Source organism: Bradyrhizobium sp. MI1.3, assembly GCF_055811695.1.
In genome coordinates this window covers 44,892-68,105 of the sequence record NZ_JBVVPQ010000021.1, presented here as the reverse complement: position 1 = coordinate 68,105, position 23,214 = coordinate 44,892, and the positions used below count along the sequence as shown (strand labels likewise).

The window sequence follows — 23,214 nt, the reverse complement described above, 5'->3', positions numbered from 1 at the left end:
CCGCGCCCCCACACAAAATAACCTTCTGGTTCGGGGGTGGTTTGTTGTTTTCGCGGCGCGCCCCCCCAAATGACGGGTGTGATGGAGACCGCGCTTACATCCTCAGTTCAGAGGCTTCTTCTTGCTGCGCTTCGGTTGAGCTACCGGGGAATTCGCAGGCGCCGTTGTCGTCGGAGAACTGCTCAACTGCGACCTGCTCTCCTGCAATCGCCTGTCATAGCCGGGAGAGTTCATGACCGTCGGCGGCCGGGCCTCCGCGACCAAGGACGCGGCGCAGAGCACGGCCAGCGCGAATCCGATCATCAGATGACGCTTCATCGTTGCTCCTCCGGTCGCGCAGCCTGCACTCATGCGTTACCCGCGAATCTGCTGCGGCGTCAGGCGTGGCGGGCCCTTGCCCGCGGCCTCAGCCTGTTTGATCAGCGCAATAATGCGGCGCGACAGCGGCACGTCGATGTTGTTTTGTTCGGCGAGCGCGATGATCGCACCCTGGAGATAGTCGATCTCGGTCTTACGGCCCTGCTTCAAATCCTGCCACATCGAGGAACGCGCCTCGGGATCGATCTTCATGGTCCGTCCCAGGATGAGGTTGAAAATCGGATCGGGCAGTCTCAGCAAGGTGGGCGTCCAGGACGACGGGATTGGCGTCGCCGAGACCGGCGTGATGCCGGCGGCCCTCATCGCAGCCAGCCCCTCCGCCATCTGATCGGCGAACAGCCGTCGCCAGTCGCGGTTCGCCAATTGCGCGGCGAGCGGCATGTCGGACAAGGCGCTGAGCGCGTTGTTCAAATTGATGATCAGCTTGCCCCATTGCACGCCGATGATGTCACGGCTCGCGCGCATGGTGAGCCCCGGCACCGACAGCGCTGCGGCCGTGTTCGTATCATCTTGACCAACATGAATGTCGCCGGAGGTCGAGCGGTGGAAGCGGCCCTCGCCCATCGCGACCACGTTGAAAGGCACCATGCCGGCGAGCACGCGGCGGTCGCCGAGGCGCTCGCGCAGCACCGCGACATTGCCGACGCCGTTTTGCAGCGAGACGATGACGGCCTCCTGCGGCGCATGCTGCGCGATCTGGTCCGCGATACCGGCTGTGTCGGCGCTCTTCACCGTGACCAGCACGATGCCGGCGCTGTGGAAGATCGCGGGATCTTCCGACAGCGCGAGTTGGCCCGCGCCGATCTTCTTCTCGGAGCCGTCGAAATCGGTCAGAAGCAGGCCGAACCGCTCGATCTCGGCCTTCACCCGCGGCCGCACCAGGAACGCGACGCGGCGGCCGGCAGCCGCCAGGGTGCCGCCGACGAAACATCCGATGGCGCCTGCGCCGGCCACCACGATCGGTCGATCCGTAACCACCTTGGCTTGTCTCCTTAACGGTCTGCCCTCGATAGCAGAGGCGCTGCCTGCTGCCCATTCCCGCAGTTGCGGCGCAATCGCCTTGTAACCGTCATGACGGCCTCATATGTTTTCGATCGGGGCTTGTTACCAGCAAGAAAGCGCCAAGGGAGAACGCCATGGGTTTGCTCGACGTCCTCAACGGCATGCAGAACGGCCCGCGCGGCCCAAGCACGCCGAGTTCACAATCCTCATCCAGCGGCGGCATGTCGCCAATGACCATGGCGCTCCTTGGCCTGCTCGCCTGGAAGGCATTCAAGCATTTGAGCGGCAACCAAACCGGCAGCGCGCCGCAGCCGTCCCCGGCACCGACGCCGACGCATCTCCCCCCGTCGGTGAATGCAGGCGCTGGCGGCGGCCTCGGTGACCTGTTGAAGGGTGGCCTTGGCGGCCTGCTCGCGGGCGGCGCGGCCGGCAGCGTGCTCAGCGGCGGTCTCGGCGATCTCCTCAACCAGCTCCAGCAGAGCGGTCATGGCGATACTGCCAATACCTGGGTCGGCAAGGGCGAGAACAAGGCGATCGCACCAGGCGATCTCGCCAATGCGCTCGGCGCCGACCAGATCGAGAGCCTGTCGGCCCAGAGCGGCTTGTCGCGTGACGAACTGCTCTCCGGCCTCAGCCAATATCTGCCGCAGGTGGTCGATCATCTGACGCCGGACGGACGGCTGCCGACCGAGCAAGAGATCGCGGGCAGAGTCTGATTTAGTTTAGTCAAACGAGGGGAGCACGGACATGAGCATGGGTGGCTTGTTGTGGATCATCGTCGTCGGCTTCGTCGCCGGCCTCATCGCGCGTTGGCTGGCGCCGGGACCGAACAATCCGAGCGGCTTCATCCTCACCACCATCCTGGGCATCGCCGGCGCGTTTCTCGCGACGTTCATCGGCCAGGCCATCGGGCACTACAGTCCCGACCAGGGCGCGGGATTCATCATGGCCACCGTCGGCGCCGTGGTGGTGCTGTTTATCTGGCACCGGCTGGTGGCGAGCGGCGTGATCAAGGGTTGACGCTTCAAAGCGCCCGAAAGCGGCACACCGCCACCTCATCGTCATGCCCGGGCTTGACCCGGGCATCCACCTCTTTTGATCCGCGCAGCAACACGTGGATGGCCGGGTCAAGCCCGGCCATGACGTGGAGAGAGTGTGCCTCGCGATCACGTCACCAAATGCATCCCCGCATCCATGCGCACGACCTCGCCGGTCATGTTGCTAGAGGCCGGCATCGCCAGAAAGCAGACGAGCTGGGCGATGTCTTCCGCCGAAGATGCGACCTTCAGCGGCACCTTGGCCACGACGCTGTCGCGCACCTGCTTGGCGCCCGCCTCGCCGCGGCCCTTGGTGAACCAGGGTGTGTCGATATAGCCGGGACACACCGTGTTGACGCGGATCAGCGGCGCCAGCGCACGCGACAGCGACAGCGTCATTGTGTTGAGCGCGCCCTTGCTCGCGGCATAGGCGATCGACGATCCGACGCCGCTGATGCCGGCGACCGAGGAGATGTTAACCACGGCGGACGGCCGCCCAGAGGCCTTGGCGCCGGCCTCGAGCAGGCTGCGCGCCGCGCGCACCATCTGGAACGGGCCGATGGTGTTGACGCCGTACAGGCGCTGGAAATCTTCCGCAGACAATCCGTCGAGATCGGCATGGGCGACATGCTTGGTGGTGCCGGCATTGTTGACGAGCACGTCGAGCCGGCCCCAGCCGCCAGCTGCCGCAACGATCTTGCGGCAATCGTCATCCTTCGAGACATCGCCCTGCGCGACCAGAACTTCCGGTGAGCCCGCCTTGCGGCAAAGCTCCGCGGTCGCCTCCGCTTCCTTCTGGCTCGAGGAATAGTTGATGACGAGCCGCGCCCCGCTCCGTGCGAGAATTTCCGCGGTCGCAGCACCCAGGCCGGAGGCGGACCCCGTCACGATTGCGTACAAACTGTCCTTGGCCATCCGGATGTCCTTCCCCTTGATTGAATATCGACGTTCTGTTTAGCGAGTTTGCCGCGCCCTGCAAATCGAGCAAACTCCGCTAAGCGGAATTAGCCTTCTATAGTCCCTTGCGCCCATGCCCGCGCCGCAGGTTGATCTGCGATCAACGCTTGTCAGGGCCATGGCTTTTTCGGATCATCGGGCGCAAGAAGAACCTGCGCGTCCGCCCCTACTGGGCCGGATGCGCCAATGGCAAGACACGGGGAACGCTGTGGCGGAGAGTGACAATATCGTCGTCGAGACCGCGGAGAAAATCTTCGCCGATCTCGCCGATCCGCAGACCGTCAACAACGACAAGAAGGATTCGTGGCAGGCGCCGCTGTGGCAGGCGCTGAGCGAAGCCGGCCTGCCGTTGGCCTGGGTGCCGGACGATCTCGGCGGCTCCGGCGCGAGTCTTGCCGACGGTTTTGCGCTGCTGAACGCCGCCGGCCGTTTCGCAGTCGCGGTTCCCCTGGCCGAAACCATGCTGGCCGGCTGGCTGCTGGCGCAGGCGAAGATCGCATCCCCCGAGGGCGAGATGACGGTGCTGCCGGCCTCGCCCAAGGATCGCATCACCTTGGATGCCGATGGTGCGCTCTCCGGCCGAGCTCGCGGCGTGCCCTTCGCAAAGGCGGCAAAGCACTTCGCAGTGCTGGCCCACGGCAAGGACGGCGCCTCGATCGCACTGGTCGACGCAAGCAAGGGTCGGATCGAGACCGGACTCAATGTCGGCTACGACCACAGCGACACCGTTACGCTCGACAAGGTCCAGCCCGTCGCCATCAAACCCGCCCCGAAGGGCTTTGACCAGACCACAATGATGCTGATGGGCGGCGTCGCGCGCAGCCTTCAGATCGCGGGCGCGCTGGAATCAATGCTCGACATCTCCGTGCGCTATTCCAATGAGCGCGTCGCCTTCGAGAAGAAGATCTCCAAATTCCAGGCGGTGCAGCACAATCTCGCCCGCCTCGCCGGCGAGTCGGCTGCCGCTCTTGCCGCGGCGACCTCGGCCGCCGATGCCATCGCGAACGCAAGATCGTTCGACGACGCGGTCTACCTCGAAGCCGCCTCGGCGAAAATCCGCTGCGCGGAAGCCGCGGAAAAGGGCGGCGCCATTGCGCATCAGGTCCATGGCGCGATCGGCTTCACCCTGGAGCACATCCTGCACCGCTATTCGCTGCGGGCATTGGCCTGGCGCGACGATTTCGGTTCGGAAAGCCACTGGGCCGTCGAGCTCGGCAAGCTCATTGCCAACCGCGGCGCCGACGAATTATGGCCGCTCGTGGCTTCGCGCTGATCAGGGACGAGACAACAATGACCGCTGCCCTCCGTTTCGATCCGATCCGCCTGCCCGAGAAATGCGAGCAATTGCGCAAGGAAGTGCGCGCCTTCCTCGCCGAGGAAATCGCGGCCGGCACCTTCGATCCGCACAAGCCCAACCGCGAAGACACCGACGCGCCGGAATTTTCACGCCGGGTCGGCGCCAAGGGTTGGCTCGGCATGACATGGCCGAAAAAATATGGCGGCCAGGAGCGCTCGTTCCTCGAACGTTACGTGGTGACCGAGGAGATGCGCGTCGCCAACGCGCCGACGCGGCGGTTCTTCGTTGCCGACCGCCAGAGCGGACCGGTGCTGATCAAGTACGCGCCCGAGCACATCAAGATGGACATCCTGCCGCGCATTTGCCGCGGCGAGATCTGCTTCGCGATCGGCATGAGCGAGCCGAACTCCGGCTCGGACCTGTTCGCCGCGAAGACCCGCGCGACCAAGACCGACGGCGGCTATCTCATCAACGGCACCAAGATCTGGACCTCGTCGGCGCACATCGCCGATTACATGATCGCGATCTTCCGGACGTCGCAGCCGACCAAGGAGAACCGCCGTCACGGCCTGACGCAGTTCCTGGTCAAGATGAAGCAGCCGGGCATCCGGGTGAACCCGATCGGCCAGATCACCGGCCAGTACGAGTTCAACGAGGTCGTGTTCACCGATTTCTTCGTACCCGACGATCACGTGCTCGGCGAAGTCGACGGCGCCTGGAAGCAGGCGACGAGCGAGCTCGCTTATGAGCGTTCGGGCCCCGAGCGTTTCCTGGAGACCTATTACGTGCTGACCGAGCTGGTTCGCGCGGTCGGCCCCAATCCTGATACCCGCAGTGCCGAAGGCATCGGCCGGCTGGTGGCGCAGCTCCACACCATGCGGCGCATGTCGGTCTCGGTCGCGGGTATGCTGCAAGCGGGCAAGGAGCCGGTCGTCGAAGCCTCCATCGTCAAGGACATCGGCACGGTGTGGGAGCAGCAGCTGCCGCACCGCGTGCGCGATCTCGCCGCTTTCGTCGAGGAGACCGCGACCAACCGCGAGACGCTGGAGCGGCAGCTCGATTTCGCCATCAAGACCGCGCCGAAACTCACCATCCAGGGCGGCACTACCGAGGTGCTGCGCGGCATCATCGCGCGCGGGCTTGGTTTGCGCTAACTCTTCGAGGACATCATGAGCACCTATAAAGATATCGGCGTCGAAAAAGTTGGTCACGTCGGCACCATCGAGATCCGCCGCCCGCCGCTCAACTTCTTCGACATTTCGCTGATCAACCAGATCGCGGACGCGCTCGACGAGTTCGATCGCGACATCGAGATCCGCAGCTCGGTACTGTCAGCGCAAGGCAAGGCGTTTTGCGCCGGCGCCAATTTCCAGGACCCGGCACGACAGGCGCAAGAGGCGCGCGAAGCCGATAAGACGGCCAAGGGCGATCCGGCCGACAGCCTCGGGGCGATCAATCACCTCTACATCCAGGCCGTGCGCATCTTCCGCGCCAAGAAGCCGATCGTCGCCGCCGTGCAGGGCGCCGCCATCGGCGGCGGATTGGGCCTCGCGGTCTCCGCGGACTTCCGGGTCACCTGCCCCGAAGCGCGCTTCTCCGCGAACTTTACAAAACTCGGCTTCCATCCCGGCTTCGGCCTGACCGTGACGCTGCCCGAGCTGATCGGCAAGAACAACGCCGAGCTGATGTTCTACACCAGCCGCCGCGTCACCGGCGAAGAGGCCTTCAAATGGGGCCTCGCCAACGAACTGGTGCCGCAGGACCAGGTCAAGGCGGCCGCACTGAAGCTCGCCGGCGAAATCGCCGAATGCTCCCCGCTCGGCCTCGTCTCCACCCGCGCCACCATGCGCGCTGGCCTCGCCGATCGCGTGATGGCGGCGACCAATCACGAGCTCGAGGAGCAGACGCGGCTGCGCGCGACGGAAGACTTCAAGGAAGGCGTGAAGGCCACGGAAGAGCGGCGGGCGGCGAATTTCAGGGGGCGGTGATTCCGACTTTTGGCCGGATCACTTTGGCGCGGCCACAACTTCCCATGTCGTCCCGGCGAAGGCGTTAATTGTGACTGTTATCTCCGCCCCACCACCAGCGCATCCACGATGGTCACGCCCTGGCCTTCGGCGTGCACCAGCACCGGGTTGAGCTCGATCTCCGCGATCTCCTCTGCATGCTGCGCGGCAAGCAGAGAGATATCCGCGATCAACTGCGACAGTGCCGCAACATCCGCCATCGCGGCCCCGCGAAATCCTGTCAGCAGCGGTGCGGCTTTCAAGCGCGCCAGCATCGCGCCGGCTTCTTCTGCGCCGACCGGCGCCGGGCGGTAGACGACGTCGCGGAATAGCTCTGTCGTGATGCCGCCGAGGCCCACCATCACCATCGGCCCAAACGTCTTGTCCGTCATCGTGCCGATGATGATCTCGACACCCTGCTTCGCCATTGGGCCGACCAGCACACCTTGGATGGCCGCCTCAGGCCTGTGCTTGCGCGCGTTGTTGAGCAGCGCCTCGAACGCCAGAAACACTTCGCCCTTTGTGGTGATATTGACGCGCACGCCGCCGACCTCGCTCTTGTGCGCGATGTCCGGCGACTGGATCTTCAGCACCAGCGGAAAGCCGATGCGGGCGACGGCGTCGTCGAGCCCGCCCTTGTCCTTCACCAGCACTTCGTCCGGCAGCGCGATGCCCGCGGTGCGGAGCAATGCCTTGCTGTCGGCTTCCGAGAGCGCCGGCGATTGCAGGTGCGCAGAGATGTCCCGCACAGGGACTTGCGCAACGTCCAAGGGCTTCTGGAGCTTGAACTTGGCGTAGTCCACGAGTTGCCGCATCGCGACGCCGACATGGGTGAGGCCCGAGAGCACCACGACGCCGGATTTGGCAAGCTCGCGCCGGGCGAAATCGGACGGCACCGTGTAGGAATAGAACACCACAGGCTTGTGCTGCGCTGCCAGCACCGGCGTCAGCTCGGCTTCCCTAAAGGGCTTGCGGATCTCGCTCGACAGCGACAGCACGACCAGGATCGCGTCGATCTCGTCGGATGCGGTGAGCACATCGACGCTCTTTTGCAAGCCGCCCGAGGTCACGCCCTGCGCGGTGACGTCGATCGGGTTGCGCGCGGTTCCGTAGGACGGCATCAGCGTCCTGATCTGCGCCTGGACTTTTTCGGAGAGCTCCGGCATCTGCAAACCTTGCAGCGCCACGGCATCGGCGCCCCAGATGCCGGCACCGCCGGAGACGGTGACGACGGCGACGCGATCGCCTTTCGGCAACGGATTGCTCGCAAGCACCGCTGCGATCGTCAGGGCTTCGTCGAGATCGTTGGAGACGATGAAGCCATATTTGGCAAACACCGCGTCGTAGGCCGCCGACCATCCGGCCATGCTCGCGGTGTGCGAGGCGGCAGCGCGCATTCCGGCGCCGGAGCGGCCGACTTTCGTCACGATGACAGGCTTTTTCAACTCGGCCGCGCGCCGCGCTGCCGCGAGAAACTTGTCGACGTCGCGAATGCCTTCGATGAACAGCAGGATCACGTCCGTGGAAGCGTCCTGCACCATGTAGTCCAGGAACTCGCCGGCCCCGAGATCGGATTCGTTGCCGGCACTGACGACATAGCTCACGGCAATGCCGAGCGCGCTGGCGCGGTGATAATAGGCAAAGCCGATGCCGCCGCTCTGCGCGACGATGCCGATCCGCTTCGTCGCGGCGACCAGCGGCACCACGCCCGGCTTGACGTCCACGGCGGGACTGAACGTCGCCGCCACGCGCTGCATCTGGCTGAAAAAGCCCTCGGCGTTCGGACCGGAAATCCGCATGCCGGTCCGCCTCGCCAGCGCCGCGATCGCGTCCTGCATCGCCGCGCTCTCCCCACCCTCCTCGGCAAAGCCGGAGGAGATGATGACGGCGTTCTTCACGCGGACGGCGGCGCATTGTTCGAGCGCGGCAAGCACCGCGCGGGCGGGGATGAGGATGATTGCGAGATCGATCGGCGCGCCGATGTCGGTGATCGATTTGTAGCAAATGAGGCCGTCGATCTCGGCGTAATTCGGGTTCACCGGATAGATTTTTCCGGGATACTCGTTCTTGCGCAACATCGACAAGAGCCGCCCCGGAATCTTCTCATGATCGCGCGAGGCACCGATCAGCGCGATGCTGGCGGGTGCAAAGAAGCTATCGAGCGGATGCGGCATGGAGTGATCCCCTTCTTATTCTTCGTGCACCCGCCGTATCCAGACCGTCATCCTGAGGTGCGAGCCGCGCGGTGCATAGCACCGTGCGGGGAGCCTCGAAGGATGAGCGGCCCCGCCGGTGGCCGTCGCCCTTCGAGGCTCGCCGAAGAGGTGAGCACCTCAGGGTGACGGATCACTACCAAGCACTCAACTGACGCGGAACGTCACCCCACCGAGCAAGAACTCGTTGCCCGCCACGGCATGTCCCTTCGCCCTCGCAGCATGCAGCACGCCGGCAACATCAGTGACCCGAAACTCCAGCGCGCTCATGATTTCGCTGGCGCCCTTCACGAAGCGGAATGTTGCGTTGGGCAGCTTCAGTTCGGCATCGCCACCCGGCGCAACGCCGATGATCTTGCCCCAATGCTCGGCCAGCCGTTGCGGGTCCGGGCTCTGCATTTCCACGCTCGTCAGCGCCTGCGTCACGTCCTTGCGGATGAATTTTTGCCAGTCAGGGCCGGCAGGTGGATACGGCCCCAAAATGTCGTCGCTGCCTTCGGTGTGGTTGAACTCGATGAAGGCGGCCCGGCAGTCGCGGGGGTGGAGCTGCACGCCGTGATAGGGCGCGTGGTCGATGACGTTGGCGGTGCGCACGCCCAGCGCGTTGGCGTTACGACCGCGCTCGTCGGGATCGTTGCAGCAGAAGATCGCCATGTAGCCGCCGCGCCCGCCGCTCTTCTCGATGAAGCGGCCGGCCGTGGTGCCGTCCTTGAACGGCGCGACCACCTCCAGCAGGATCGTGTCGACCGGCAGCAGCGCGTTCTCCAGGCCGTATTTCGCAACATTGCCGTCGCGGTAGCAGACAGCGAGGCCCATGATATCAGCGATGTCGGAGATCACGGGCGCGAGCTGCGGCGCGACCAGGCAGATCTGCCGCAACCGCATATAGGGCGCCATCGTCATGCGCCCTTGAAGGTCGGCTTGCGCTTCTCGACGAACGCCTTTGCGGCCTCCTTGTGATCCTCGGTGTCGCTGCAGCGGGTGTGGTGGATCGCCTCGCCGTCGAAGCAATCCTCCAGCGCGAGATGCTCGGCATTGTTGATGTTGCGCTTGATGAAGCCGAGCGCGATCGACGGGCCTTGCGCCAGCGACAGCGCGAGCTCGTGCGCGGCCGCGTCGATCTCGGCGTCGGGGACGACCTTGGTCACCATGCCGATCGCATGAGCCTCCTTCGCGGTCAGCACCGGCGAGGTCAGATAGAGCTCGCGCGCCCGCGCACTGCCGAGCAGCTGGGTGAGGAAATAGGTGCCGCCGTAATCGCCGGAGAAGCCGACTTTTGCGAACGCGGTCGTGATCTTGCAGGATTCGGAGGCGACGCGGAGGTCGCACGACAGCGCCATCGACAGACCCGCGCCGGCCGCCGCGCCATCGAGCTGCGCCACCACGGGTTTCGGCATCTGGTGCAGGATGCGCGACACCTCCATGCCGCGGCGCAGGTTCGCCATCTTCACTTCGAACGGCAGCGGCGCCCGGCCCTCCGCCATCGACTTGACGTCGCCGCCGACGCAGAACGAGCCGCCCGCGCCCTTCAACAAGACCGCGCGCACCTCCGGATCATCAGCCGCGCGACGCGCCGCCACGACCAGCCCGGCGACCATGTCCGGGTTGAGCGCGTTCTTCCGCTCGGGCCGGTTCATGGTGATGGTGAGCAGCCCACCCTCGAGCTTCTGCAGAACCATGTCGTTCATGGGACGTCTCCCTTGTCGTTGTTTTGCTTGATCTATCACCACACTCGTCATTGCGAGCGAAGCGTTTCCGCGGAGACAGCCTGGATTGCTTCGTCGCTTCGCTCCTCGCAATGACGGTGTTTATTTCTTCACCAGCGGACAGCGCGACTGCTCCAGCGACTGGAACGCCTCGCTGCCGGGCACCGTGGCGAGCAGCTTGTAGTCGTCCCAGCGGCCCTTGGATTCCGACGGCTTCTTGACCTCGAACAGGTACATGTCGTGCAACATGCGGCCGTCCTCGCGGATCTTGCCATTCTTGGCGAAGAAGTCGTTGATCGGTGTCTCCTTCATCACTTTCATCACCGTCGCGGCATCGGTCGTGCCGGCCGCCTTCACTGCTTTCAGATAGTGCGTCACGGACGAATAGACACCGGCTTGCGCCGAGGTCGGCGGCCGCTTCATGCGCTCCTGGAAGCGCTTCGAGAACGCGCGGGTGTCGTCGTTGAGATCCCAGTAGAAGGCCTCCGCAAGCAACAGGCCCTGCGCGGTCTCGAGCCCGATCGAGTCGATGTCGGTCACGAAGGCGAGCAGCGGCGAGACCTTCTGGCCGCCCTTGGTGATGCCGAACTCGGCCGCCTGCTTGATGGCGTTGACGGTGTCGCCGCCGGCGTTCGCGAGCCCGATCACCTTTGCTTTCGAGGCCTGGGCCTGCAGCAGGAACGACGAGAAATCCGACGTGTTGAGCGGATGGCGCACGCTGCCGAGCACCTTGCCGCCGGTCTTGGTCACGACGGCGCTGGTGTCCTTCTCCAGATCCTGGCCGAAGGCGTAGTCGGCGGTGAGGAAGTACCAGGTGTCGAGGCCCGACTTCACGGCCGCAAGGCCGGTCACATTGGCCTGGCCGTAGGTGTCGAACACATAGTGAATGGTGTAGGGACCGCAGGCCTCGTTGGTGAGGCGGATCGAGCCCGGGCCGTTGAACATGATGATCTTGTTGCGCGCTTTCGCGATCTCGCCGGCGGCAAGCGCGGTCGCGGACGCCGCGACGTCATAGATCATTTCGACGCCCTGATTGTCGAGCATGTCGCGGGCGATATTGGCGGAGAGATCGGCCTTGTTCTGATGGTCGGCAGCCAGCACCTGGATCTTGCGGCCGAGCACCTCACCGCCAAAGTCCTCCACGGCCATCTTGGCCGCGGTCTCGCTGCCGGGGCCGGTGATGTCGGCATACAGGCTCGACATGTCGAGGATGCCGCCGATCTTCAGTGGCGGCTTGTCCTGGGCCTGTGCGGCGCTTGCACTCAGCGCCAACGCAGCAGCAAAAATACCCGACACAACATGCTTCATCGAAAAAGGCCTCCCTTATCGCGCCGTACTCTGATGGCGGCTTGGTTATTGGTGTTGCCGCAATCATGCCGCATGCGCGACAGCGCAGCAAGCGCGCGGGACGATGCAGATGAGCGATCAACACGCGCTTTCCGCAAAGCGGAATGACGAGATGCGGAAGAGTGCCTCCGCCGTCATTGCGAGCGCAGCTAAGCAATCCAGGATCTTTCCTCTGAGGGACTCTGGATTGCTTCGCTGCGCTCGCAATGACGGAGTATGAACAAACAGTCTTCGCGCCCCACCGCGCTTGAGTTATAATTGGAGCGCAACGCAACCTCACCGGGCAACGTGACGCAACGGCTTCAGCTGATCGCAATCCTTCTCGTCGCGGGGCAGAGCGCATTCGCGAGCCCGTGCCAGTTCGAGTCCCAGGGCGAAGGCCGCGTCACCGCGATCGATGCGCGCAGTCTGCGGCTCGATGACGGCCGGGAAATCCGCTTGACCGGCATCGAGCCGACCGCGACCACGAAGCAGGCGCTGACCTCGCTGCTGGTCGGGCACGACGTGATCCTGCGCAGCGCCGACGACACGCCTGACCGCTATGGCCGCCAGGGCGCGCTGGTCTTTGTCGGCGAGAGCGACATCTCCGTGCAGGCGACGCTCCTCGCCCAGGGCGACGCCATCGTCTCCGCCGAGATTGCCGATAAGGACTGCGCGGCGGCCCTGATGGCGTCGGAGGCCGAGGCGAGGCGCCAAAAAAAGGGCAGCTGGGCTGACCCGTCGGCCATAAAAAACGCGGAAAGTCCGGACGATATTTTGGCGGGGATCGGGCGTTTTGTGGTGGTCGAAGGCAAAGTCCTGTCGGTCCGGCAAGCTGGGGCAATGACCTACCTCAACTTCGGACGAAACTGGACACGCGGCTTCGCCGTGACTATTTCAAAGCGCATGGTACCCGCGTTCGAAAGCGCCGGGATCGCTCTTAAGTCTCTGGAAAATAAACGTATTCGTGTCCGAGGCTGGGCTGAGGGGAATACGGGGCCGCGTATCGATATACGCCTCGTAGGACAAATCGAGTTGCTGGGCGCAAACGAGCCGACAGGGGTAAGGCCCTAAAAAGGGCCAGGCACGGGTTAAGCGACGTGAATGGGGTGCTAGGACGGCACGGACAAGGTGAACGCCGCCTGCGGGCAGCGCCGGCTGTGCTATGCCTCGTGCTGGGTTCAGCCCTTGGCGGCTGCGGCGATATGGGCCGCTTCCAGACCGCGGCGGCCCCGCCGACCGTCGCGATGCCCAAGCCGAAGCCGGCCGTCGCCCAGACCCCCGCCACCGAGAAGGAGCATGAGCGCATCCTGGCGAGCTATGGCGGCACCTATGACGACCCCAGGCTCGAATCGCTCGTCACCAAGACCGTCGACCGGCTGGTCGCTGCGTCCGACCGGCCCGACCAGGGTTACCGGGTCACGATCCTCAATTCCGGCGCGGTGAACGCCTTCGCGCTGCCGAACGGCCAGCTCTATGTCACGCGGGGCCTGCTTGCGCTGGCGAGCGATACGTCGGAATTGTCCTCCGTGCTCAGCCACGAGATGGCGCATGTGCTGTCCAAGCACGCGGCGATGCGCGAGGACCAGGCCCGCCAGGCCGCGATCGTCACCCGCGTCGTCACCGACATGAGCAACGATCCCGATCTCACCGCGCTCGCGCTCGCCAAGACCAAGCTGACGATGGCGAGCTTTTCGCGCAATCAGGAGTTCGAGGCCGACGGCGTCGGCGTCGGCATTTCCGCCAAGGCCCATTTCGACCCTTATGGTGCCGCACGCTTTCTCTCGGCGATGGAGCGCAATGCCGAACTGAAGGTCGGCAAGACCTCGCTCGATCCGCGCGCGCAGGATTTCACCTCGTCGCATCCGGCAACGCCCGAGCGCGTGCAGAACGCGCAGACCATCGCACGGCAATACGCAGCGCCAGAGGGCGGCGAGCGCGACCGCGAGACCTATCTCGCCGCGATCGACAATCTCGTCTACGGCGAAGACCCCAGCGAAGGTTTTGTCCGCGGCCGGCGCTTCCTGCATCCGAAGCTCGGCTTCACCTTCCAGGCGCCGGACAATTTTACGCTCGACAACACTGCGCAGGCCGTGATCGGCGTGCGCGACGGCGGCTCGCAGGCGATGCGGTTCGACGTCGTGCGGGTGCCGGCTGAACAGTCGCTCGGCGATTACCTGAATTCCGGCTGGATGGAAGGCGTCGAGAAGGCCTCCACCGAGGACATCACCATCAACGGTTTTCCGGCTGCGTCCGCCACCGCCAAGGGCGACCAGTGGCAGTTCAAGGTCTATGCGCTGCGGTTCGGCAGCGACGTCTACCGCTTCATCTTCGCGGCACGGCAGAAGTCCACCGAGAGCGAGCGCAATGCGCGCGAGACCGTCGGTTCATTCCGCCGCCTGACGCTCGACGAGATCCAGGCCGCGCGCCCGCTGCGCATCAAGGTCATCACCGTGCAGCCCGGCGACACCGTGGAATCCCTCTCCCACCGCATGGCTGGCGTCGATCACCCGGCCGAACGTTTTCGCGTCCTCAACGGGCTCGATCGCAACGCGCAGGTGAAGGTGCGCGATCGTGTGAAGGTCGTGGCGGATTGACGTACGCTAAACTGCCGTAGGGTGGGCAAAGCGAAGCGTGCCCACCATTCCCGATCAGGATTATTGAAAGATGGTGGGCACGGCGCTTACGCGCCTTTGCCCAGCCTACAAGCTCCGCCCGATCAGCGCCCCGCGTCCATATCGCCGGCCTCGCGCTGGCCGCTGAGCCAGAGCGCGAGCAAGGTCCAGAACGCGCCCGACAGCAGGTACGCACCCGAGGCGATGACGCCGAGGTTGGTCGCCAGCAACAGCGCGACCAGCGGTGCAAAGCCGGCGCCGAACAGCCAGGCCATGTCGGAGGTCAGCGCCGAAGCCGTGTAGCGATACGCCTGCTTGAAGTTCGAGGCGATCGCACCCGACGACTGGCCGAACGACAGACCGAGCAGGATGAAGCCGATCACCATGTAGATGGTCTCGCCGAACGCGCCGGCATCGAGCAGCTGCGGGGCAAAGCCGCTGTAGATCGCGATCGCGATCGCCGATCCCATCAGCAGCGACTTGCGGCCGACGCGGTCGGCGATGACGCCGGAGAGCACGATCGCGCCGACGCCGAACACGGCGGCGACGATCTCGATGATCAGGAAGCGCACCGGGCTTTCGCGGGTGAACAGGAACACCCAGGACAGCGGAAACACCGTGACCATATGGAACAGAGCGAAGCTTGCCAGCGGCGCAAACGCACCGAGCATGATGTTCTGGCCTTCGCGCGCCACCGTCTCGGAGATGCGCGAGGGCTGCAATTCGCGGGTCTCGAACAGCGAGGCATATTCTTCCGTCGTCACCATGCGCAGGCGCGCGAACAGCGCCACGACGTTGATGGCAAAGGCGACGAAGAACGGATAGCGCCAGCCCCAATCGAAGAAGTCGTCGGCCGAGAGATTTCCGGCGAAATAGGCGAACAGCCCGCTCGCCACGATCAGACCGAGCGGCGCACCAAGCTGCGGCACCATCGCGTACCAGCCGCGCTTTGAAGGCGGCGCGTTCAGCGCCAGCAGCGAGGCCATGCCGTCCCAGGCGCCGCCCCAGGCCAGACCCTGTGCGATGCGCGCCAGCGCCAGCAGCCAGATCGCGGCAACGCCGATCTCGTGATAGCCGGGCAGGAACGCGATCGCGACGGTGGCGGTGCCGAGCAGGAACAGCGCCGAGATCAGCTTGGCCGTCTTGCCGTATTCGCGGTCGACCGTCATGAAAATGACGGTGCCGATCGGCCGGGCCATGAAGGCCAGCGCGAAGATCATGAAGGAATAGAGGGTGCCGGTCAGTTCACTCGTGAACGGGAACACCAGGCGCGGGAACACGATCACCGAGGCGATCGCGAAGACGAAGAAGTCGAAGAATTCCGAGGTGCGGCCGATGATGACGCCGATAGCGATCTCGCCGGGACTGGCCTGGTCGTGGCCGTGCTCGCCCGAGTGGTCTGCCATTGCGGGGGTCTGTGCCATCGCCATTCGCGCGCCCTTAACGTCCTGAAAACCAAAGCCGACCGCCCGGCGAGGCGCCAGGCAATCTAGCCTTGTCTGGCGCAACATCCCGCAGTGCAACATTGGACAAATTGTCCAATGTCCGGATTGCTGCGCCGCAGCTACCCCTTGGCCCCGCAAAAGAAACTCATTCTCATAAGGCTCGGCCCTTGTCCCGTTTCAAGATTCTAGCGCTGCTACCCCTGGCGGTTGCGCTCAGCGGCTGCAACTACGTCGTGCTGGCGCCGGCCGGCGATATCGCAGCGCAGCAGCGCGACCTCGTCATCATCTCCACCGTCCTGATGCTCCTGATTGTCGTGCCCGTGATGGCGCTGACGGTGCTGTTCGCCTGGCGCTATCGCCAGTCTAACACCGACGCCCGCTACGAGCCGGAATGGGACCACTCGACCAGCCTCGAGCTGGTGATCTGGTCGGCGCCGCTCTTGATCATCGTTTGCCTGGGCGCGCTGACCTGGATGGGCACGCATCTGCTCGACCCCTATCGCGCGCTCGGCCGCATCCATGCCGACCGCGCCGTGGACCAGTCCAAGGCCCCGCTCGAGGTCGACGTCGTCGCGCTCGACTGGAAGTGGCTCTTTATCTATCCGGACTACGGCATCGCCACTGTCAACGATCTGGCAGCTCCGGTCGATCGTCCCATCAACTTCCGCATCACCGCGTCCTCGGTGATGAACTCGTTCTACATCCCCGCGCTGGCCGGCCAGATCTACGCGATGCCGGGCATGGAGACCAAGCTCCACGCCGTCGTGAACCACGCCGGCACCTACCGGGGCTTTTCCGCGAACTACAGCGGTGCCGGCTTTTCCGGCATGCACTTCAACTTCCAGGGTCTCGACGACAAGGGCTTTGACGCCTGGATCGCAAGCGCCAAGTCCGGCGGCGGCTCGCTCGGCCGCGCCGAATATCTCCAGCTCGAAAAACCCAGCCAGAACGAGCCGGTGCGGCGCTACGGCACCGTCGATTCCGATCTCTACCGCCTGATCCTCAACATGTGCGTCGAGACCGGCAAGATGTGCCAGAGCGAGATGATGGCAATCGACGCCAAGGGCGGCCTCGGCCATGAGGGCCTGAACAACACGCTGCCGCTGGCCTACGACAAGTACGCCCGCCGCGGCACGGCGCTTGGGCCGGAGCCGACCTTCGTCGCCGGCACCTGCACGCCCGATGCGCCGCAGGGCAGGACCACCGCCTCCATCACGGCGCCTCTCGACACCGCGCCGCTGCTCGGCGCCGGCCTGAAGCGGCCGAGTTTCACGCCGCTGAAGTCCTCGTCCTTCTTCCTCGGACAACGTCCGAAGTCAGATTCGTAAAGAGATCCCGCATGTCTCCTGATCTTCTCAAGCTCATCTTCGGCCGGCTCACCGTCGAATCGCTGCCGCTGCACGAGCCGATCGTCGTCGGCACCTTTGCCGTGGTGGCGACCGGCGGCCTCATCATGTTTGCCGGCCTGACCTATTTCCGCGTCTGGGGTTATCTCTGGAGCGAGTGGTTCACCAGCGTCGACCACAAGCGCATCGGCATCATGTACATGATCCTCGGCATCGTGATGCTGCTGCGCGGCTTCGCCGACGCGCTGATGATGCGGTTGCAGCAGGCCCTCGCCTTCGGCGGCTCGGAGGGCTATCTCAACTCCCATCACTACGACCAGGTCTTCACCGCCCACGGCGTGATCATGATCTTTTTCGTGGCGATGCCGCTGGTCACCGGCCTGATGAACTTCGTCGTGCCGCTCCAGATCGGTGCGCGCGACGTGTCGTTCCCGTTCCTGAATAATTTCAGCTTCTGGATGACGGTCGGCGGCGCGGTGCTGGTGATGGCCTCGCTGTTCATCGGCGAATTCGCCCGCACCGGGTGGCTCGCTTATCCGCCGCTGTCGAACATCGGCTACAGTCCGGATGTCGGCGTCGACTATTACATATGGGGACTACAGGTCGCGGGCGTCGGAACGACACTGTCCGGCATCAACCTGATCTGCACCATCGTCAAGCTGCGGTGCCCCGGCATGACCATGATGCGGATGCCGGTGTTCACCTGGACCGCGCTCTGCACCAACGTGCTGATCGTCGCTTCCTTTCCGGTTTTGACCGTCGTGCTCGCGCTGCTCTCTCTCGACCGCTACGTCGGCACCAACTTCTTCACGAACGATTTCGGCGGCAGCCCGATGATGTACGTGAACCTGATCTGGATCTGGGGTCATCCCGAGGTCTACATCCTGGTTCTCCCCGCCTTCGGCATCTTCTCGGAAGTGACCTCGACCTTCTCGGGCAAGCGGCTGTTCGGCTACACCTCGATGGTCTACGCCACGGTGGTCATCACCATCCTGTCGTACCTGGTCTGGCTGCACCACTTCTTCACGATGGGGTCGGGCGCCAGCGTCAACTCCTTCTTCGGCATCACCACGATGATCATCTCGATCCCGACGGGCGCGAAGATGTTCAACTGGCTGTTCACGATGTATCGCGGCCGCATCCGCTTCGAGCTGCCGATGATGTGGACGATCGCGTTCATGCTGACCTTCGTGCTCGGCGGCATGACCGGCGTGCTGCTCGCGGTGCCGCCGGCCGACTTCGTCCTGCACAACAGCCTGTTCCTGATCGCGCACTTCCACAACGTGATCATCGGCGGCGTCGTATTCGGCGCGTTCGCCGGTATCGGCTACTGGTTCCCGAAGGCGTTCGGCTTCAAGCTCGACCCGTTCTGGGGCAAGCTGTCGTTCTGGTTCTGGGTCACGGGTTTCTATCTCGCCTTCATGCCGCTCTATGTGCTTGGCCTGATGGGTGTGACCCGCCGCCTCCGCGTGTTCGACGATCCGAGCCTGCAGATCTGGTTCATCGTCGCCGGCATTGGCGCCTTCCTGGTCTTCCTTGGCATCCTCTCGATGCTGATGCAGTTCGCAGTCAGCTTCCTCAGGCGCGAGCAGCTCAAGGACGTCACCGGCGATCCCTGGGATGCGCGTACGCTGGAATGGGCGACCTCCTCGCCGCCGCCGGCCTACAACTTCGCCTTCACTCCTGTCGTTCACGACAATGACGCGTGGTGGGACATGAAGAGGCGCGGTTATCAGCGCCCGCTCACCGGGTTCAAGCCGATCCACATGCCCAGCAGCACCGGCACCGGCATCATCCTCGCCGGCCTTGCCACCGCGATGGGATTCGGCCTGATCTGGTACATCTGGTGGTTGGCCGCCGCGAGCTTCATCGCGATGCTCGCCGTCGGCATCGGTCACACCTTCAACTATCACCGCGATTTCGACATTCCGGCCGAGGACGTCATCCGGGCCGAGGACGCGCGCACCAAACTGCTCGCCGGAGCCAAGTAAATGACTGTCGCTGTCAATCCCACGCAAACCGGCGAGCCGGTGTTCTACCTCGCCGACGAACACCCGCATCCGGAAGGCTACAGCACCTCGCTCGGCTTCTGGATCTACCTGATGAGCGACTGTCTCATCTTCGCGATCCTGTTCGCCACCTTCGGCGTGCTCGGCGGCAACTACGCCGCCGGTCCGGCGCCGAAGGATTTGTTCGAGCTGCCGCTGGTCGCGGTGAACACCTCGATGCTGTTGCTATCGTCGATCACGTATGGTTTTGCGATGCTGACGATGCAGCAGAACAAGATCGCCCAGACCCAGATCTGGCTGGCGATCACCGGCCTGTTCGGCGCCGCGTTCATCGGCATCGAGCTGTCGGAGTTCGCCCACATGATCCATGAAGGCGCGACGCCGCAGCGCAGCGCCTTCCTGTCCGCCTTCTTCACCCTGGTGGGGACGCACGGCCTGCACGTCAGCTGCGGCCTGATCTGGCTGGTGACCCTGATGGTGCAGGTCTGGAAGTTCGGCCTGATCGAGGCCAACCGCCGCCGCCTGATGTGCCTGTCGATGTTCTGGCACTTCCTGGACGTGGTCTGGATCGGTGTCTTCACCTTCGTCTATCTCCTGGGAGTTCTGCGATGAACACCGATACTCACGTCGCCCACGCGGACGATCATCACCATGGTGACGGCCATGCCAACGCGCACGGCTCGTTCTCGACCTACATGCTCGGCTTCGTGCTCTCGGTCGTACTCACCGCGATCCCCTTCTGGCTGGTGATGAGCGGCGCGCTTCCGAGCAAGCAGATCACCGCGCTCGTGATCATGGCCTTCGCGGTCGTGCAGATCGTCGTGCACATGATCTACTTCCTGCACATGAACACGACGTCCGAGAACGGCTGGAGTATGATGGCGCTGATCTTCACCATCGTCATGGTGGTGATCGCCCTGTCCGGTTCGCTGTGGGTGATGAACCATCTCAACAGCAACATGATGCCGATCCACCAGATGAACGGGATGAAATGAACGAAATCCGGACCGAGACGAGCAAGGCAAACGGGGCGCGCCGCGACGCTGCGCACCCGTCCTTGTGGCTCACGGTCCTCTCGCTCGCGGCCATTGCACTTCTGATCGCGCTCGGCGTCTGGCAGATCGAACGCCGCGCCTGGAAGCTGGCGCTGATCGACCGCGTCGAGCAGCGCGTTCATGCCCCGGCCCAGCCGATCCCCTCGCCGGCGGCATGGCCGACCGTCTCCGCCGCAAACGACGAATACAGGCATGTCAGCGTCAGCGGCCGTTTCATGCATGACCGTGAGACGCTGGTTCAGGCCGTCACCGAGGAAGGCCCGGGCTATTGGGTGCTGACACCGCTTCGGCGTAGCGACGGCACGCTGGTCCTGGTCAACCGTGGCTTCGTGCCGTCCGACCGGCGCGACGCGTCGACGCGCCGGGACGGCAATCCGGACGGCCAGGTCGAGATCACCGGCCTCTTGCGCATCACGGAGCCAAAAGGCGGATTCCTCAGGACCAACGTGCCTGAGCATAATCGCTGGTACTCGCGGGATGTTGCCGCGATTGCGGCGGCACGCGGCCTCGACCATGTCGCGCCCTTCTTCGTCGATGCCGACGCTGGATCACAATCCGGCGGCGGCCCAATCGGCGGATTGACCGTGATCAGCTTTCCCAATAACCACCTGATCTACGCGCTGACGTGGTTTGCCCTGGCTTTCATGCTAGCCGGCAGACTTATCGTCACATTCGGCGGCGGGCTGTTCCGCCGCAGGAAGCCCTGGAGCGGCTTCGTCCACGAAGCGGCCGACGGCTCCGATGCCGACGCCCGCAGGACGGGATCAGATGCTGGAACGATCGTCGAGCCCACCTGACGACGGAAGAACGCATGTCGCCGTCACGCTGCAATCGCAGGCGGACGCGCGCAGCGAGCTGATCGGCGCTGCGCCGACCGACGACGAGACCAACCGCAAGAACATGGCGCTGCTGATCCAGCTGCGCTGGACCGCAGTGGTCGGGCAGATCGTGACTATCGGCGGCGTGCATGTCTGGCTCGGCATTCCCCTGCCTCTCACCCGCATGGGCGCGGTGATCGGCGCACTGATATTTCTCAACGTCTCCAGCCTGGTGTGGGTGCGCCATCGCGCCGCGATCACCAACAACGAGCTGCTGGTCGCCCTGATGCTGGACGTCGCTGCGCTGACCGCGCAGCTCTATCTCAGCGGCGGCGCCACCAATCCCTTCACCTCGCTGTTCCTGCTCCAGGTGACGCTGGGCGCGGTGCTGCTCGATGGCCGCTCGACCTGGTCGCTGGTCGCGCTGACCTGCGCGAGCTTCGTCTGGCTGACCGTCGCCTATCGGCCGCTCGATCTGCCGCCGAACCCGCTGAGCGAGACCTATACGCTCACGGTTGCCGGCATGCTGCTGGGCTTCGTGCTCAACGCCGTGCTGCTGGTGGTGTTCGTCACCCGCATCAACAGGAATTTGCGCGAGCGCGACGCGCATCTGGCGGCGCTGCGCCAGCATGCCGCCGAGCAGGATCATATCGTGCGCATGGGCCTGCTCGCCTCCGGCGCGGCTCACGAGCTCGGGACGCCGCTCGCCTCGCTCTCGGTCATCCTCGGCGATTGGCGCCGCATGCCCGACCTTGCCGCCGATCAGGAGCTGGCCGAGGACCTCGCGGAGATGGAGACCTCGCTGCAACGCTGCAAGTCGATCGTGACAGGCATTCTGGTGTCGGCGGGCGAAGCCCGCGGCGAAGGATCGTCGCCGACGACGGTGGCGGCTTTCGTCACGGCGCTGGTGGAAGAGTGGCGCGACGCGCGCTCGGCGCGCACGCTGTATTTCGTCAACACCTTCGGCGAAGACGTCGCGATCGCCTCAGACGTCGCGCTGAAACAGGTGATCTTCAACGTGCTCGACAACGCCTACGAGGTCTCGCGCGACTGGGTCGAGCTCGTTGCCGAGCGCGAGGGCGATAATCTCGTGCTGTCGATCAGCGATCGCGGCCCCGGCTTTGCGCCGGAGATGCTGGCACAGCTCGGAAAGCCCTATCAGTCGAGCAAGGGCCGCGCCGGCGGCGGGCTCGGCCTGTTCCTGGTGGTGAATGTGGTGCGCAAGCTTGGCGGCAGCGTGACTGCCGAGAACCACAGGAAGCGCGGCGCCACGGTCCGCCTCACGCTGCCGCTCGCCACGCTCGCGATCGGAGGCAGCTTTGACGCCTGACCGTTCGCTCATCGTCGTCGAGGACGATGCCGGCTTCGCCCGCACCCTGAAGCGTTCGTTCGAGCGCCGCGACTACGAGGTCGTGCTCGCCGCCTCGATCGAGGACGTGCGGAAAGTTCTGGAGGAGCGATCGTTCGGCTATGCCGTCGTCGACCTCAAGCTCGGCGGCGCCTCGGGGCTCGCCTGTGTCGAACTCTTGCACACGCACGATCCGGAGATGTTGATCGTGGTGCTGACGGGCTTCGCCAGCATTTCCACCGCGGTCGAGGCCATCAAGCTCGGCGCATGCCACTATCTCGCCAAGCCGTCGAACACCGACGACATCGAGGCCGCCTTCAACAAGGCCGCAGGCAATGCCGAGGTTGCGCTCGACGCCCGGCCGACATCGATCAAGACGCTGGAATGGGAACGCATCCACCAGACCCTGATCGAGACCGATTTCAACATCTCGGAAGCGGCAAGACGGCTCGGGATGCACCGGCGGACGCTGGCGCGGAAGCTCGAGAAGCGGCCGGTGAAGTGAGGTTGGTTAACTTTGTAGGGTGGGTTAGCGAAGCGTAACCCACCACTTCTTTGCGGCAGCATCGTGGGTTACGCCTTCGGCTAACCCACCCTACGGACCGAGCAAGATCATCCGGCGCCCCAAACAAAAAGCCCGGCCAAACGGCCGGGCT

At 64.5% G+C, this 23,214-nt stretch carries 22 protein-coding genes; 14 read left to right on the top strand and 8 right to left on the bottom strand.

The genetic code is table 11. The annotated features are described in order from the left end of the window. Window positions 1-102 precede the first annotated feature (102 nt). The gene (locus AC0L3A_RS17550) at window positions 103-318 is read right to left on the bottom strand and encodes a hypothetical protein (RefSeq protein ID WP_246649417.1); all 216 of its coding nucleotides are present in this window, start codon (window positions 316-318) and stop codon (window positions 103-105) included. Window positions 319-354: 36 nt separating this feature from the next. Next, complete coding sequence (locus AC0L3A_RS17545) at window positions 355-1,356, bottom strand: 2-dehydropantoate 2-reductase (protein ID WP_219684834.1); 1,002 nt, start codon at window positions 1,354-1,356, stop codon at window positions 355-357. Window positions 1,357-1,514: 158 nt separating this feature from the next. On the opposite strand from AC0L3A_RS17545, the gene AC0L3A_RS17540 reads away from it, so the two are divergent. Both AC0L3A_RS17540 and AC0L3A_RS17535 read left to right on the top strand, forming a co-directional pair. Next, window positions 1,515-2,096, top strand: coding sequence for a YidB family protein (locus AC0L3A_RS17540; RefSeq protein WP_007599303.1), 582 nt, complete (start codon window positions 1,515-1,517; stop codon window positions 2,094-2,096). A 31-nt stretch (window positions 2,097-2,127) separates the two neighbouring features. Beyond that, window positions 2,128-2,400 (top strand): GlsB/YeaQ/YmgE family stress response membrane protein, encoded by a 273-nt coding sequence (locus AC0L3A_RS17535; protein WP_007599301.1) that lies wholly within the window; start codon window positions 2,128-2,130, stop codon window positions 2,398-2,400. A 146-nt stretch (window positions 2,401-2,546) separates the two neighbouring features. Here AC0L3A_RS17535 and AC0L3A_RS17530 read toward each other — a convergent pair whose 3' ends face one another. Beyond that, entirely contained in the window at window positions 2,547-3,332 is a 786-nt protein-coding gene (locus AC0L3A_RS17530; RefSeq protein WP_007599300.1) for an SDR family NAD(P)-dependent oxidoreductase, read from the bottom strand. A gap of 250 nt (window positions 3,333-3,582) precedes the next feature. Here AC0L3A_RS17530 and AC0L3A_RS17525 point away from each other — a divergent pair, with 250 nt between their 5' ends. Genes AC0L3A_RS17525 through AC0L3A_RS17515 form a run of 3 tightly spaced genes read left to right on the top strand, consistent with a single transcriptional unit; the run spans window position 3,583 to window position 6,659 of the window. Further along, window positions 3,583-4,647 (top strand): acyl-CoA dehydrogenase family protein, encoded by a 1,065-nt coding sequence (locus tag AC0L3A_RS17525; RefSeq protein WP_007599297.1) that lies wholly within the window; start codon window positions 3,583-3,585, stop codon window positions 4,645-4,647. A 17-nt stretch (window positions 4,648-4,664) separates the two neighbouring features. Next, a complete protein-coding gene (locus AC0L3A_RS17520) occupies window positions 4,665-5,825 on the top strand; it encodes an acyl-CoA dehydrogenase family protein (protein ID WP_007599295.1) in 1,161 nt (386 codons plus the stop codon). Window positions 5,826-5,840: 15 nt separating this feature from the next. Beyond that, on the top strand, window positions 5,841-6,659 hold the full coding sequence (locus AC0L3A_RS17515; RefSeq protein WP_007599292.1) for an enoyl-CoA hydratase/isomerase family protein: 819 nt from the start codon (window positions 5,841-5,843) through the stop codon (window positions 6,657-6,659). Window positions 6,660-6,736: 77 nt separating this feature from the next. Here the strand turns inward: AC0L3A_RS17515 and AC0L3A_RS17510 are convergent, their stop codons facing one another. From AC0L3A_RS17510 to AC0L3A_RS17495, 4 genes are all read right to left on the bottom strand, one after another. Beyond that, the gene (locus tag AC0L3A_RS17510; protein WP_007599290.1) at window positions 6,737-8,851 is read right to left on the bottom strand and encodes an acetate--CoA ligase family protein; all 2,115 of its coding nucleotides are present in this window, start codon (window positions 8,849-8,851) and stop codon (window positions 6,737-6,739) included. A 186-nt stretch (window positions 8,852-9,037) separates the two neighbouring features. Then, window positions 9,038-9,787: a VOC family protein gene (locus AC0L3A_RS17505; RefSeq protein WP_007599288.1), complete on the bottom strand. Its 750-nt coding sequence runs from the start codon at window positions 9,785-9,787 to the stop codon at window positions 9,038-9,040. A 2-nt stretch (window positions 9,788-9,789) separates the two neighbouring features. Beyond that, window positions 9,790-10,578: an enoyl-CoA hydratase gene (locus tag AC0L3A_RS17500; protein WP_007599286.1), complete on the bottom strand. Its 789-nt coding sequence runs from the start codon at window positions 10,576-10,578 to the stop codon at window positions 9,790-9,792. Between the two features lie 120 nt (window positions 10,579-10,698). Further along, complete coding sequence (locus AC0L3A_RS17495) at window positions 10,699-11,904, bottom strand: ABC transporter substrate-binding protein (protein WP_007599285.1); 1,206 nt, start codon at window positions 11,902-11,904, stop codon at window positions 10,699-10,701. A gap of 297 nt (window positions 11,905-12,201) precedes the next feature. Here AC0L3A_RS17495 and AC0L3A_RS17490 point away from each other — a divergent pair, with 297 nt between their 5' ends. Both AC0L3A_RS17490 and AC0L3A_RS17485 read left to right on the top strand, forming a co-directional pair. After that, entirely contained in the window at window positions 12,202-12,996 is a 795-nt protein-coding gene (locus tag AC0L3A_RS17490) for a thermonuclease family protein (RefSeq protein WP_007599283.1), read from the top strand. 131 nt (window positions 12,997-13,127) lie between these two features. Beyond that, window positions 13,128-14,519 (top strand): M48 family metalloprotease, encoded by a 1,392-nt coding sequence (locus AC0L3A_RS17485; protein ID WP_018452960.1) that lies wholly within the window; start codon window positions 13,128-13,130, stop codon window positions 14,517-14,519. A 122-nt stretch (window positions 14,520-14,641) separates the two neighbouring features. Here the strand turns inward: AC0L3A_RS17485 and AC0L3A_RS17480 are convergent, their stop codons facing one another. Further along, the gene (locus tag AC0L3A_RS17480; protein ID WP_007599274.1) at window positions 14,642-15,967 is read right to left on the bottom strand and encodes an MFS transporter; all 1,326 of its coding nucleotides are present in this window, start codon (window positions 15,965-15,967) and stop codon (window positions 14,642-14,644) included. A 182-nt stretch (window positions 15,968-16,149) separates the two neighbouring features. Between AC0L3A_RS17480 and cyoA the strand changes: the two genes are divergently transcribed. The 7 genes from cyoA to AC0L3A_RS17445 are packed head-to-tail and all read left to right on the top strand — an operon-like array spanning window position 16,150 to window position 23,063. Beyond that, complete coding sequence (cyoA, locus tag AC0L3A_RS17475) at window positions 16,150-17,310, top strand: ubiquinol oxidase subunit II (protein ID WP_007599273.1); 1,161 nt, start codon at window positions 16,150-16,152, stop codon at window positions 17,308-17,310. 11 nt (window positions 17,311-17,321) lie between these two features. Further along, entirely contained in the window at window positions 17,322-19,319 is a 1,998-nt protein-coding gene (gene cyoB, locus AC0L3A_RS17470; protein WP_007599271.1) for a cytochrome o ubiquinol oxidase subunit I, read from the top strand. Beyond that, the gene (gene cyoC, locus AC0L3A_RS17465; protein WP_007599270.1) at window positions 19,320-19,949 is read left to right on the top strand and encodes a cytochrome o ubiquinol oxidase subunit III; all 630 of its coding nucleotides are present in this window, start codon (window positions 19,320-19,322) and stop codon (window positions 19,947-19,949) included. Then, window positions 19,946-20,332 (top strand): cytochrome o ubiquinol oxidase subunit IV, encoded by a 387-nt coding sequence (cyoD, locus tag AC0L3A_RS17460; RefSeq protein WP_007599269.1) that lies wholly within the window; start codon window positions 19,946-19,948, stop codon window positions 20,330-20,332. Before cyoC ends, cyoD begins: the two co-directional genes overlap by 4 nt. Further along, window positions 20,329-21,189 (top strand): SURF1 family protein, encoded by an 861-nt coding sequence (locus tag AC0L3A_RS17455; protein ID WP_007599268.1) that lies wholly within the window; start codon window positions 20,329-20,331, stop codon window positions 21,187-21,189. Before cyoD ends, AC0L3A_RS17455 begins: the two co-directional genes overlap by 4 nt. Next, on the top strand, window positions 21,161-22,540 hold the full coding sequence (locus AC0L3A_RS17450; RefSeq protein ID WP_007599267.1) for an ATP-binding protein: 1,380 nt from the start codon (window positions 21,161-21,163) through the stop codon (window positions 22,538-22,540). Before AC0L3A_RS17455 ends, AC0L3A_RS17450 begins: the two co-directional genes overlap by 29 nt. After that, window positions 22,530-23,063, top strand: a complete 534-nt coding sequence (locus AC0L3A_RS17445; RefSeq protein ID WP_007599266.1) for a response regulator transcription factor — start codon at window positions 22,530-22,532, stop codon at window positions 23,061-23,063. Before AC0L3A_RS17450 ends, AC0L3A_RS17445 begins: the two co-directional genes overlap by 11 nt. The last annotated feature ends 151 nt before the right edge of the window (window positions 23,064-23,214 follow it).